Below are 12,866 nucleotides of genomic sequence, written 5' to 3' on the forward strand. Positions count from 1 at the left end.
AAAAAATAACAGGTACAAATTTTAAAATTAATGGAAGTTTTTTTGAACGGCACATGCTTTGTATAAAAAGCTTATTATATTTGCTAATAGTTGCATAAACAACTAATTTATTGAATTAGTGCACAAATGTAACAAATGGTTGAAAAATATTGTTTCATCTAAAAAACGCACATATGAAAATTTTGGTTTGTATTAGTAAAACACCTGATACTACTGCAAAAATTGCTTTTAAAAACAACAATACGCAATTTGAAGATGCAGGTGTTCAATGGATCATCAATCCTTATGATGAATGGTATGCATTGATAAAAGCGATTGAATTAAAAGAAAAAGATCCTTCTGTTATTTTACATTTAATTACGGTTGGTGGCGCTGATTGTGATGCCATTATTCGTAAAGCACTGGCCTTGGGTGGAGATGAAGCTATTAGAGTAGATACAGAAAGTGATGATAGTTATGTAATTGCTACACAAATTGCTGCTGTTGCAAAAGAAGGGAGTTATGATTTAATTTTTACAGGAAAGGAAACCATTGATTACAATGGCTCTGCATTAGGTGGCATGGTAGCTGAAATGTTGCAGATGCCCTACATAGCACTTGCTACACAATTTGAGTTGAATGGAAGTCAGGCAAAAGTTACGAGAGAAATAGAAGGTGGTGAAGAAGTTGATGAAGTAACACTTCCTGCTGTCATTAGTTGTCAAAAAGGAATGGCCGAACAACGCATCCCTAATATGCGTGGCATTATGGCTGCCAGAACCAAGCCGTTAAAAGTGGTTGCACCTGTTGCCACAGAGGCATTAACCCATATTGTTCAATATGAATTACCACCTGCAAAAGCCGGTGTTAAATTGGTGGCAGCAGATGATATGGCTACGTTGGTTAAACTATTGCATGAAGAAGCAAAAGTAGTTTAAGTATTCAAATACATCCAAGGCATTGAAAATGCACTTGGATGCCAAATATATTTCATTCGAAAAATAAAAAAAATATGTCAGTTTTAATATTTATCGATCAGTCAGATGGTCATTTAAAAAAAGCATCTTTTGAGGCCGCAGCCTATGGGGCAGCTATCGCAAAACAATTCAATACCAATGCATTGGCATTGGTGTTGGGAAATGTGGCAGACGATCTAACGCAATTGGGTAATTATGGTATCAGCAAAGTATATCAGGTCCAAAATGACAGTTTCAATCATGTAGATGCGCTGGTATTTGCGCAAGTAATTGCTGCAGTTGTTAAACAATTAGAAGCTTCAGTAGTAGTATTCAGCCATACACAAACCGGTAAAGCGGTTGCACCCAGAGTGGCCGTTCAGTTAAAAGCAGGCTTGGTTGCAGGCGCCTGTGCATTGCCCGATACCACCAATGGTTTTGTAGTTAAAAAAACAGTATTTAGCGGAAAGGCATTTGCACTGGTAAATATTATTTCTCCAATTAAAGTGATATCATTAAATCCAAATAGTTTTGGTATACAAACCTTCTCTGGCATTGCTTCTATTGAATTATTGGATATTCCTGTACCACCTGCTTCAGTAAAAGTATTGGCCACCAACAAAATAAGTGGGGAGGTTCCATTAAGCGAAGCTGATATTGTTGTAAGTGGCGGGCGTGGTTTAAAAGGTCCCGAAAACTGGGGAATGATTGAAGATTTAGCACATGTATTACATGCTGCTACGGCTTGCAGTCGACCAGTAGCAGATGCACACTGGAGGCCACATCATGAACATGTGGGACAAACTGGCGTTCAAATTGCACCAAATTTGTATATTGCTATTGGTATTTCCGGAGCCATTCAGCATTTAGCCGGTGTAAACAGAAGTAAAACCATTGTGGTAATTAATAAAGATCCTGAAGCACCCTTTTTTAAAGCAGCTAATTATGGCATTGTAGGTGACGCATTTGAAGTAGTGCCCAAATTAACAGCTGCCATAAAGGAAATGAAAAGCAAATAACTGTTAATAAAAAAGCCTCGTTGCAATAACGGGGCTTTTAAATGCAATAGCTATAATGCTACACAGCAAATGAACTTCCACAACCACAAGTAGCTGAAGCATTGGGATTCGAAAAAGTAAAACCTCTGTTGTTCAATCCATCCTGCCAGTCAATTTGCATACCATACAAATACAATTCGTGGCTTTTATTCATTAAAAATGGTAAGCCCTCCACTTCATAAATATGATCTGCAGGTTCTTGTTTATCAAATCCTAAAACATAAGTCATGCCGCTGCACCCCCCTCCTTTTACGCCCACCCGCAAAAGTTTGCTGTTATCAAAACCTTCTTCCTGCATCAAACGCTTAATTTCCTGCAAAGCACTTGTTGTAAAACTTACCGGTACAGATGTTGTTACTGTTGACATACTAAAAATCAATTTCTATAAATACAATACAAATTTACATTCGTTTCACAATTTAATGAATCAAAGCATTTACGTTTAACGAAATTTAGTATATAAGTGAATGGTGGTATTCCATTTACTTTCATCTATTTTTGTTTAAAATATGACAGAATGAATAACACAGTGATTTTTAGTATATTAATAGCCCTTTTAATTTTGAATGTGTTGTGGAATAACTGGCCGGATAAAAATAAAACGAAGGAATCTGCATCCGGCCAAAATCTCGCAAATGATGCCAACACAAAACTAATGCAACTGCAGGCCTATGAAAGACTTGTTTTACTTGTTGAAAGGATTGCACTTCCCAACTTAATTGCCCGATTAAATACGCCGGGTATTTCTGCAAGAGAAGCACAAGTATTATTAACCCAAACCATCAAACAGGAATTTGAACATAATATTACGCAACAAATTTATGTAAGTGCCGATGCCTGGAAAGCTGTTAAAAATTTGAAAAATCAAAATATTTATATCATCAATCAATTGGCGAATAATTTACCACCCAATGCTTCGGGAGTAGACCTAAACAAATTATTGTTAGAATATTTAATGACAGATAAAAAAGGCAATTTATATGAAGTAGCCAGTGAAATTATTAGCCACGAAGCCAAACAGGTTTTGTAATAAAATGAATGCTATGAGTTTAGAAGAAAAAAAAACAGATGCAGGCATTACCATACAACCGGTGTATAGCGCAAAAGATATATTTCCACTAAAAGATAAAATAGTAACTGAAATGCCGGGGAAATTCCCATTTACCAGAGGAATTCAACCGGATATGTACCGGGGCAAATTATGGACAATGCGCCAATATTCCGGATTTTCAACGGCAGAAGAAAGCAATAAAAGATACCATTATCTATTGGCACAGGGTGTTAGTGGTTTAAGTGTGGCATTTGATCTTCCCACACAAATTGGGTATGATAGTGATCATCCATTAGCTGAAGGCGAGGTCGGGAAAGTGGGTGTTGCCATTAATAGTATTGAAGATATGGAACAATTATTTGCTGGCATTGCACTTGAAAAAGTATCTACTTCCATGACCATTAATGCAACCGGTTTTATTTTATTGGCTTTGTATGTAGCGCTTGCTAAAAAACAAGGGGCCGATTTGACAAAAATTTCAGGAACCATACAAAACGATATATTGAAAGAATATGCTGCCAGAGGCACTTACATATACCCCCCTAAACCCTCCATGCGCATTATTACCGATATTTTTGAATGGTGCTCAAAAGAATTACCTAAATGGAATACCATATCAATTTCAGGATACCATATTCGCGAAGCCGGCAGCACTGCCGTTCAGGAAATTGCTTTTACACTCAGTAACGGTAAGGCCTATGTGCAGGCTGCTTTAGAAAAAGGATTGGATATTAATGTATTTGGAAAACGGCTCTCCTTTTTCTTTAATGCACACAATCATTTATTTGAAGAAGTAGCCAAATTCAGAGCGGCCAGACGGATGTGGGCGCAAATCATGCAATCGCTGGGCGCAACCGATGAAAAAGCAATGATGCTTCGTTTTCATACACAAACAGGCGGTAGTACACTCACTGCACAACAGCCTGTCAATAATATTAGTCGTGTTACTTTACAAACAGTTGCAGCCGTTTTAGGTGGCACACAAAGTTTACATACCAACGGGTATGATGAGGCGTTAAGTTTACCTACAGAAGAAGCAGCCAGAACTGCTTTAAGAACCCAGCAAATTGTAGCGTTTGAGAGTGGTATTGCTGACACGGTTGACCCGCTTGCAGGTAGTTATTTTATTGAATCGCTTACCAATGAAGTGGAGCATAAAGCTTGGGAACTGATACAACAAATTGATGCTATGGGCGGAAGTGTTGCTGCCATTGAAGAAGGATTTATTCAAAATGAAATAGCAAAAAGTGCATACCATTATCAACAACAAATTGAATCGGGTGAAAAAGTTATCGTAGGCGTTAATCAATTTACAGTAGCAGATGATACCACCATACCTGGGTTTAAAATTGATGATAGTATTCGCTTAGTTCAGATAAAAAAACTAGAACAGTTAAGAGCAAAGCGCAATGCTGCTGACGTAGAACGTTGTTTGAATAATATTAAAACCGCAGCCATACAAAACACTAATTTAATGCCGGTAGTAATTGAGGCCGTTGAACATTATTGTACTTTAGGGGAAATTGCAGATACACTACGAGCTGTTTTTGGAGAATTCAAATAGAAAATTTCAATTGATATTTGTTAAAAATATTGGAACTATACAAAAAGGATTGTCTTAAAGTTTTAAGTTGTTCAATAAATGCCATAATTTAAATTGTTGAAAAATGATTAATTATACTGTTGAATTAAATTTGAAGCTTTTAAAAAATAAACCGGTACACCATTCAATACAATTAGATTACAATATTTTTAAACCCAATAAACATTAAAGTAACAACAATGATACCATCTAATTATTTTATTCACCATGTATATTTTTGGTTAAAAGAACCGCAGAATACTCAGGCACATCAGGAATTATACAAAGGTTTACAGGCACTCAGCAAAGTTCCTGAAATTAAAAGTTTTCATATAGGAGTGCCTGCTGCAACCAATAGAAGTGTAATAGAAAGAGGCTATCATTTTTCATGGTTGGCCATTTTTGAAAATATAACTGATGAAGAAATTTATCAAACCCATCCTATTCATTTACATTTTATTGAAACCTGCAGCCATTTGTGGGAAAAAGTAGTAGTATTTGATTCAGTAAAACCCGAATGAAAGCAATCAGTATTTTAAACTTTACACATTTCTATAAACTTGGGCAGATTTAATTTAAAAATTTCCAAACAAAATTATCATATCTGGCAACTCAATTTCATCATAATCTATTCATTGCAATATGAAAACGTTTTTTAAAAATATCATTTATTTATTCGCATTTGTATTCATAAGTTCTTTTTCAAAAAAAGAAGCGAAAGTTTTGGTATTCAGCAAAACAATGGGATATCACCATGAATCCATTGCTGCAGGTATTAAAGCCATTGAAAAGTTGGGAAAAGAGAATCATTTTATAGTAGATACTACTACCGATGGTGCTGCGTTTACAGAACAAAATCTGAAACAATATAAGGCTGTTATTTTTTTAAGTACAACAGGTACTGTTTTAAATGCTGAACAAAAACAGGCATTTCAACAATATATTGAATACGGAGGTGGTTTTGTGGGTGTACATGCAGCTACCGATACGGAATATGGCTGGCCTTGGTACAACCGATTAGTGGGCGCCTATTTCAAAAGCCATCCCGCACAGCAAAACGCTGAACTAAATATAGTAGATAAAAAATTCATTGCTACCAAACATCTACCGTCAACATGGAACCGTTGGGATGAATGGTATAATTTTAAAGATACACATTGGGACAGTGTACATGTATTGATAACCATTAATGAAAAAAGTTATAAAGGTGGTGAAAATGGCGATTACCATCCTATGAGTTGGTATCATTCATTTGATGGCGGCCGAGCATTCTACACTGCTTTAGGCCATACCGATGCATCTTATAGTGATCCACTATTTCTGGGGCATTTGTTGGGAGGTATTTTGTATGCCATGCATCAAAAACAATAACCATTTTTCTGCTTCATTGAATTCTAACATTACCTAATTGAAATGATGCATATAAGATCAGCTTCATTTCAATTAACTGCTTAAATAATTTGTATATGAGTGTTACCCACAAAAAAGAAACACAAAAATGGTTTTATCCGCTATTAGCATTTATGCATGATAGCAGGTCAATTGGTATTATATTATTGGCATGTACTGCACTTTCATTATTACTCAGCAATATTCCAAATTTAGGAGTGCACTTTACACATATCTGGCATATTCATTTTAATGGAACAGAAGCACACAGTTTCAATATATTCGGTATTCATTTACCCAATTCGCCTGTTTTGATAATCAATGATTTCTTAATGGCATTTTTTTTCTTCCTGGCAGGCATGGAAATAAAAAGAGAAGTTGTACAGGGCGAATTGAATACATTAAGAAAAGCTTTACTTCCTTCTTTAGGTGCTGTGGGCGGCATGCTGGTGCCGGCCATTTTATTCATTCAGTTTAACCGCGATACGGCATTTATGAGCGGATGGGCTATTCCAACTGCAACAGATATTGCTTTTTCATTAGGTATTGCTTCTTTATTAGGCAATAAAGTACCGGTAAATCTTAAAATATTTTTAACGGCATTGGCTATTATTGATGATTTGGGTGCTATCGTTGTTATTGCACTTTTTTATGGTGGAAAATTACATTTAGGCTATTTATTAGGCTGCACAATAACCATTGTTTTGCTCTGGTGGTTACAACGTTCCAATAAAAAATTTGGCTGGATGCATATTATATCAGGAATTTTACTCTGGTATTTTATGTTTAACTCAGGTATACATGCAACGGTAGCAGGTGTACTATTTGCATTTTTTATACCCATTAAAGACATTGTAAATTTTGAAGTTAAATTGCATCTTCCGGTTTATTTTATCATCATACCCATCTTTGCACTGGCCAATACTGCCATAATATTACCCAGCCACTTTACTGACGCATTGGATAGTTCATTAAGTTGGGGCATCATTGCCGGATTGGTGATTGGAAAGCCATTAGGTATTTGCGGTATTTCCTATTTAATTGTAAAACGAGGCTGGGCAGTTTTACCGGCCAAGGTAAACTGGCATCATATGATAGGTGCCGGAATGTTGGCAGGCATTGGCTTTACCATGAGTATTTTTATTGCAACACTTGCTTTTAAAACAACTACAGAACAAGATGTGGCTAAAATATCTGTATTGCTGGCCACCATTATTGCCATGCTGTTTGGTTATTTTTGGTTGAAAATAAACGGGAAACCTGTTATTATAAAAAAAACAAGTAAATAGGTTACCACATTTTAATGGCTACTATTTCAATAAAAATTATCATTACAAAATCCCTTTTGTGCTGGGTAAATAATTACTAAACGGATCTCTTTTAATAGCCATTTTAATGGCTTTTGCAAAGGCTTTAAAAATGGCTTCAATTTTATGGTGCTCATTTTCTCCTTTGCAGGAAACATTTAAGTTGCATTTAGCTGCATCTGTAAACGATTTAAAAAAATGAAAAAACATTTCAGTGGGCATGTCACCAATTTTTTCACGTTTAAATTCAGCATCCCAAACCAACCAGTTTCTACCGCCAAAATCAATCAACACTTTCGCCGAAGCGTCATCCATGGGTAATGCAAAGCCGTAACGCTCCATGCCTCTTTTATCCTGTAATGCCAAGGCAAATGCTTCGCCCAGTGCAATGCCTGTATCTTCTATGGTATGGTGTTCATCAATATGTAAATCGCCCTGTGCATTAATTTTTAAATCAATTTTGCCATGTCTGGCCACCTGATCTAACATATGATCAAAGAAACCAATGCCTGTATGAATTTCTGAAGTGCCATTCCCATCCAGATTTAACTCTATAAAAATTTTTGTTTCATTGGTTTTACGCTCATGAATAACAGTTCTGCTTTTTAATTTTAAGAATGCATAAATATCACTCCAGTCTAATGTTTTCAATGCAATACAGGGTTCTAACTCAGTACTGGCATGCTGTTGTATTTCATTACTTCCTAAGGTTTCATCCATATTCAGCCAAATAGCTTTGCAACCTAAATTTTTAGCCAACTGTACATCGGTAATTCTATCACCAATTACATATGAATGTTCCAGATCGTAGTTACTATTATTGATGTATTCAGTTAACATTCCAGTGCCGGGTTTTCTGGTTGGGGCATTTTCTTCAGGAAAACTTTTATCAATATGTACCGCACTAAATTCAATTCCCTCCTGTGATAAACATTCCATTATAAAATCTTGCACCGGCCAAAAACTATTTTCCGGAAAAGCAGTTGTACCCAGGCCATCCTGATTGGTTACCATCACCAATTCAAAATCTAATTCTGTTGCAATTAAACCCAAATAACGAAATACCTTTGGGTAAAAACTTAATTTTTCAAAACTGTCTATCTGGTAAGTGGGTGGAACTTCATTAATAATCGTACCGTCACGATCAATAAATAATATTTTTTTCATGCATGAAGAGATATAATCTGAAAAGAATAATTTGTAATTACTGTTTTTTAAATCTTACTAATCTCACTTCACTCGGAGTAATGGCACTGGCTTTGTTACCAAAATTGTTGCGTACAAAAGTGAGTACATCTGCAATTTGTTGATCTGTTAAATCATTATGAGGTGCCATATTATTCGAATAATAATCACCATCAATAGCAACTCTGTCGGTCATGCCATGCAAAACAATTGAAATCAATTTTGTTTTATCACCCAGTACATAAGAAGTTTGAATGAGTGGCGGATTCATATTAGGAACACCTCCCCCATCGGCCATATGGCAGGGAAGACAAACTTTATTATACACTTTTTCTCCGCGCTGCATGGATGCTTTATTGCTTGTATTTTGAAATGGGGGGATAGCAGCGGAAAATATCCAAATAAAAAACAAACCAATAATTAAAAAACTATATTTTTTTAACATGTATAAAAATTAATAATTTGGAATTCAGTAATTTTTTCAAACATCATGAGCACCATCCTTAGTAAAGCATATTTTATGTCTTACAAAAAATCTATTATCATGTATATGGCATTATTCCTTACCGGTATAAATAATTCTGTAAATGGCACCTTTATTATCGTCGGTTACATATAAAGAACCATCAGGGCCTTGCGCTAAACCACAGGGACGGTGTGCATTTCGAGCCGATGTGATGGGTGCTTTTCCTGCAAAACCATTTGCAAATACTTCCCATTTTCCAGTAGGCTTTCCATCTTTAAAAGGTACAAATACTACATAATAGCCTTCCTGTGGTAAAGGTGCCCTGTTCCAACTACCATGAAATGCAATGAAAGCGCCATGTTTGTATTTTTCAGGAAACATATTTCCGGTATAAAATAATAGACCATCCGGGGCTAAATGACCGGGAAACGCAATAACAGGATTGATGGCATCTTCACCTGCTGTTTTTTTACCATCGCCACCATATTCGGGCGCTAAAATTTTTTTGTGTTGTATTTGATCGTAATAAATATATGGCCATCCGGCATTCGCACCTTTATACAATTCATACATACATTCAGCCGGTAATTCGGCACTTTGTTGTATGGTATATAAATTGGGCCAGTTATCATGCAACTGATCACGACCATGTTGCATAACAAACAGTGAATTGGTTTGTGTATTCCAGTCTATCCCTACTGTATTACGCACACCAGTAGCATAATGTACACCGTTACCGTAAGATTGATGGAGTTGATCGGCTTTAAATTGCCAAATACCTCCGGCAGAATCTAATATGGGGCAGGGCTTCATACCCGGACTGCCGGCTACTCTGTCTTGTACCTGGCAGGCATTGGAGTAAGCACCAACATTTACATAAATATTGCCATCATTATCTAATGTAATGGATTTTGATTCATGTTCTCTTCTGTTCAATAACCCATGAACAATTTCTTCAGGTTGATTGGGTGTTAATACCTCATGCTGATTATTTAGTTTATAACGATAAACATTTTCATCGGATGAAGCGTATAAGTAATTGTTTTTCAATGCTATACCAGTACCTATATAATTTCCAAAACCGGTACCTTCATCCACCCTTCCATCACCATTTTTATCTTTCAGTAAATAAATACCATTGCCGTTAAATAAACGAGCCAATTTTACATAAATATATCCTTCCGGAGTTACAGCAATATGCCTGGGCTTACCATAAGTATCAGTTACTTTTAAAGCACCAAATCCTTTGGGTAAAATCAGGCCTGCATTATCCGGATCAGGCACAATAGTACCCGATTTTTGTATGGTGGAATCACTGTAAACAGCATTGTGCGCCTGAACAAACAATACTGAGAGAGCAGTTACCGCTAATGATAAAATTAATTTTTTCATACGCATATATTTTATATTACAAGTGAGAAAATGCGAGAAGATAGTTTTTAAATGATTGAAATTAGCTTCAATTGTTTTTGGGCTTCTAAAGATAGATAAAGATTTTAGTTTTGAAGCGAATAATTCAATGTTATTCAATGGCTGCAAGGGCATCTACCAATAAAGTGTTTTCTTTTTCAGTACCAATGGTAATGCGCAAACAACCTTCGCACAGCTGCACATTACTTCTATCACGCACCACAATGCCTTTTGTTAATAAATAGTTATAAACCGATGATGCATTTTTTACCTTAACCAATAAAAAATTAGCATCCGATGGATACACTTTCTCTACCACCGGTATTTGTTGAAACACTTTGGCCAATGCTCCACGCATGGCTACTAATTCTTTAATCATATCATTTACCATACCTACTTCCTGCAATGCATCTGTTACCAAATCCTGTGTAACCTGATTGATATTATATGGCGGTTTTACTTTATCCATTATTTCCACAATCGGTTCATGTGCAAAGGCCATTCCCAATCGTAAACCGGCCAGTCCCCAGGCTTTACTAAAAGTTTGCAGAATAACAAGATTAGGATAATTGGATAGCTCCTGAATAAAAGATTTTTGGCACGAAAAATTAATGTATGCCTCATCTATTACAACAATGCCGTTGTAATTGTTGAGAATGGTTTCAATATCAACCCGATTCAATGAATTACCGGTTGGATTGTTGGGAGAACAAAGCCAAATAATTTTGGTATGGATATCTACCAAATTTTCCAAATGAATGGTGTCTAACTGAAAATGCTCTGTTAAAGGTGCTTTTCTTATTTCAATATTATTAATGGCAGCCGATACCTCGTACATGCCGTAGGTAGGCGGGCAAATAATTACATTATCAACTCCCGGTTCACAAAAAGTTCTGTATAGTACATCAATACATTCATCACTACCATTCCCTAAAAATATTTGTGAGGCGGGAACTGATTTTACAGAGCTAATGGCAGCTTTTAATTTTTTTTGATGCGGATCGGGATAACGGTTATACCATTTCAGTAATGGAGAACCCAGACTGTTTTCATTGGCATCTAAAAAAACCGAAGCGTCCCCGCTAAATTCATCTCTTGCAGAGGAGTAGGGTTTTAATGCAGCAATATTTTTTCTAATTAATTTTTGTAATGAGAATGACATGATCTATGAATTTATGCGTTTGCGAGAAACATTATTCCATCGTATTTAATCGGATTTGAACAGCATTACGGTGCGCATCCAATCCTTCTGCCGCTGCCATTAATGCTACTGATGGGCCAATTAATGCCAATCCATCCTGTGTTAGTTGCTGATAGGTAATTTTTTTTACAAATGAGTCTACACTTACGCCACTATAGGCTTTTGCAAACCCGTTGGTAGGTAAAGTATGATTGGTACCACTGGCATAATCACCCACACTTTCAGGAGAAAATACACCTAAAAATACAGAACCTGCATTGGTAATTTGTTCGGCAATCAGTTCCGGTTGCCGGCAGTGCAGAATTAAATGTTCGGCTGCATAAGCATTTACAAATGCTATGGCTTCCTCCATTTTTTGAAGTACAATACATTTGCTATTATCCAAAGATTTTTTAGCTAATGTTTTACGAGGCAGCATCTTTAGTTGCTTTTCAATTTCCTCCAAGACCAAGGTTACCAATGAAGCATGTGTTGTTACCAACATTACCTGACTATCTGGTCCATGCTCAGCCTGCGATAATAAATCTGCTGCAATAAATGCTGCATTAGCCGTTTCATCGGCCAATACGCATACTTCGCTGGGGCCGGCAGGCATGTCAATAGCAACACCCTCCTGTTGTATCAATTGCTTAGCAGCGGTTACATACTGATTACCTGGTCCAAAAATTTTATATACCTGCGGTATGGTATTGGTGCCGTATGCCATGGCGCCAATAGCCTGTACTCCTCCAATACTGAATACTTTTTTAATTCCAAGTAAGGATGCCGTATATAATATTACTTCATTAACGGTACCATCTTTACGTGGAGGCGTACACAAAACAATTTCTTTACAACCGGCAATTTTTGCAGGAATAGCTAACATCAATAAAGTTGAAAATAATGGCGCTGAACCTCCTGGAATATATAATCCAACTTTATCAATAGGTACTGATTTACGCCAGCATACAACACCTGGCATTGTTTCAATTTTCTCAACTGGTTGTAATTGCTTTTCATGAAATAATGTAATGTTATTGGCCGCAACCTGAATGGCATTTTTAAGTTCAGGTTTTATTTTGAAGCTTGCAGATGCAATCTCAGCTTCCTGCACTGCTATATCTTCCAATAAAACTTTATCTAATGAAAGTGTAAATGAACGTATGGCTGCATCTCCGTTTAGTTTTACTTCTTTTAAAATATTTTGTACGGTAGCCTGTAAACCGGTATTATCAAAAACGGGACGTTGTAATAATTCTTTCCAAACTTGAGGAGCAGGATTTTCAAAAACTTGCATGGTAAA

13 protein-coding genes are annotated in these 12,866 nt (G+C 36.3%); 7 read left to right on the forward strand and 6 right to left on the reverse strand.

Translation table 11 applies throughout. The features are described 5' to 3' along the window. Positions 1-173: 173 nt before the first annotated feature. Both AC3QLY_RS13415 and AC3QLY_RS13420 read left to right on the forward strand, forming a co-directional pair. Complete coding sequence (locus AC3QLY_RS13415) at positions 174-917, forward strand: electron transfer flavoprotein subunit beta/FixA family protein (RefSeq protein WP_492989866.1); 744 nt, start codon at positions 174-176, stop codon at positions 915-917. Positions 918-991: 74 nt separating this feature from the next. Next, positions 992-1,954: an electron transfer flavoprotein subunit alpha/FixB family protein gene (locus AC3QLY_RS13420; protein ID WP_074420345.1), complete on the forward strand. Its 963-nt coding sequence runs from the start codon at positions 992-994 to the stop codon at positions 1,952-1,954. Between the two features lie 58 nt (positions 1,955-2,012). On the opposite strand, the gene AC3QLY_RS13425 is transcribed toward AC3QLY_RS13420, so the two are convergent. Continuing rightward, positions 2,013-2,360 (reverse strand): HesB/IscA family protein, encoded by a 348-nt coding sequence (locus AC3QLY_RS13425; RefSeq protein ID WP_074418121.1) that lies wholly within the window; start codon positions 2,358-2,360, stop codon positions 2,013-2,015. A 150-nt stretch (positions 2,361-2,510) separates the two neighbouring features. On the opposite strand from AC3QLY_RS13425, the gene AC3QLY_RS13430 reads away from it, so the two are divergent. The 5 genes from AC3QLY_RS13430 (at position 2,511) to nhaA (ending at position 7,304) form a co-directional block, all read left to right on the forward strand. Then, positions 2,511-3,023, forward strand: a complete 513-nt coding sequence (locus AC3QLY_RS13430) for a DUF7935 family protein (protein WP_492989867.1) — start codon at positions 2,511-2,513, stop codon at positions 3,021-3,023. 13 nt (positions 3,024-3,036) lie between these two features. Next, a complete protein-coding gene (locus AC3QLY_RS13435; RefSeq protein WP_492989868.1) occupies positions 3,037-4,608 on the forward strand; it encodes an acyl-CoA mutase large subunit family protein in 1,572 nt (523 codons plus the stop codon). Between the two features lie 218 nt (positions 4,609-4,826). Then, on the forward strand, positions 4,827-5,147 hold the full coding sequence (locus AC3QLY_RS13440; RefSeq protein WP_074418123.1) for a Dabb family protein: 321 nt from the start codon (positions 4,827-4,829) through the stop codon (positions 5,145-5,147). 121 nt (positions 5,148-5,268) lie between these two features. Continuing rightward, positions 5,269-5,997, forward strand: coding sequence for a ThuA domain-containing protein (locus tag AC3QLY_RS13445; RefSeq protein ID WP_074420340.1), 729 nt, complete (start codon positions 5,269-5,271; stop codon positions 5,995-5,997). 95 nt (positions 5,998-6,092) lie between these two features. Next, entirely contained in the window at positions 6,093-7,304 is a 1,212-nt protein-coding gene (gene nhaA / locus AC3QLY_RS13450; RefSeq protein ID WP_074420341.1) for a Na+/H+ antiporter NhaA, read from the forward strand. 42 nt (positions 7,305-7,346) lie between these two features. Here the strand turns inward: nhaA and hisB are convergent, their stop codons facing one another. The 5 genes from hisB to hisD form a co-directional block, all read right to left on the reverse strand. Beyond that, the gene (gene hisB, locus AC3QLY_RS13455; protein WP_074420342.1) at positions 7,347-8,489 is read right to left on the reverse strand and encodes a bifunctional histidinol-phosphatase/imidazoleglycerol-phosphate dehydratase HisB; all 1,143 of its coding nucleotides are present in this window, start codon (positions 8,487-8,489) and stop codon (positions 7,347-7,349) included. A 37-nt stretch (positions 8,490-8,526) separates the two neighbouring features. Further along, positions 8,527-8,952, reverse strand: a complete 426-nt coding sequence (locus AC3QLY_RS13460; RefSeq protein WP_074418127.1) for a c-type cytochrome — start codon at positions 8,950-8,952, stop codon at positions 8,527-8,529. A 111-nt stretch (positions 8,953-9,063) separates the two neighbouring features. Continuing rightward, positions 9,064-10,365 carry a PQQ-dependent sugar dehydrogenase gene (locus AC3QLY_RS13465; protein ID WP_492989869.1) on the reverse strand — a complete coding sequence of 434 codons (1,302 nt, stop codon included), beginning with the start codon at positions 10,363-10,365 and terminating at the stop codon, positions 9,064-9,066. A gap of 130 nt (positions 10,366-10,495) precedes the next feature. Beyond that, complete coding sequence (gene hisC / locus AC3QLY_RS13470) at positions 10,496-11,545, reverse strand: histidinol-phosphate transaminase (protein WP_492989870.1); 1,050 nt, start codon at positions 11,543-11,545, stop codon at positions 10,496-10,498. Positions 11,546-11,576: 31 nt separating this feature from the next. Further along, positions 11,577-12,860 carry a histidinol dehydrogenase gene (hisD, locus tag AC3QLY_RS13475; RefSeq protein ID WP_074420344.1) on the reverse strand — a complete coding sequence of 428 codons (1,284 nt, stop codon included), beginning with the start codon at positions 12,858-12,860 and terminating at the stop codon, positions 11,577-11,579. Positions 12,861-12,866: the final 6 nt, after the last annotated feature.

The organism is Hydrotalea sp. GW822-HT8A01 (assembly GCF_058798575.1).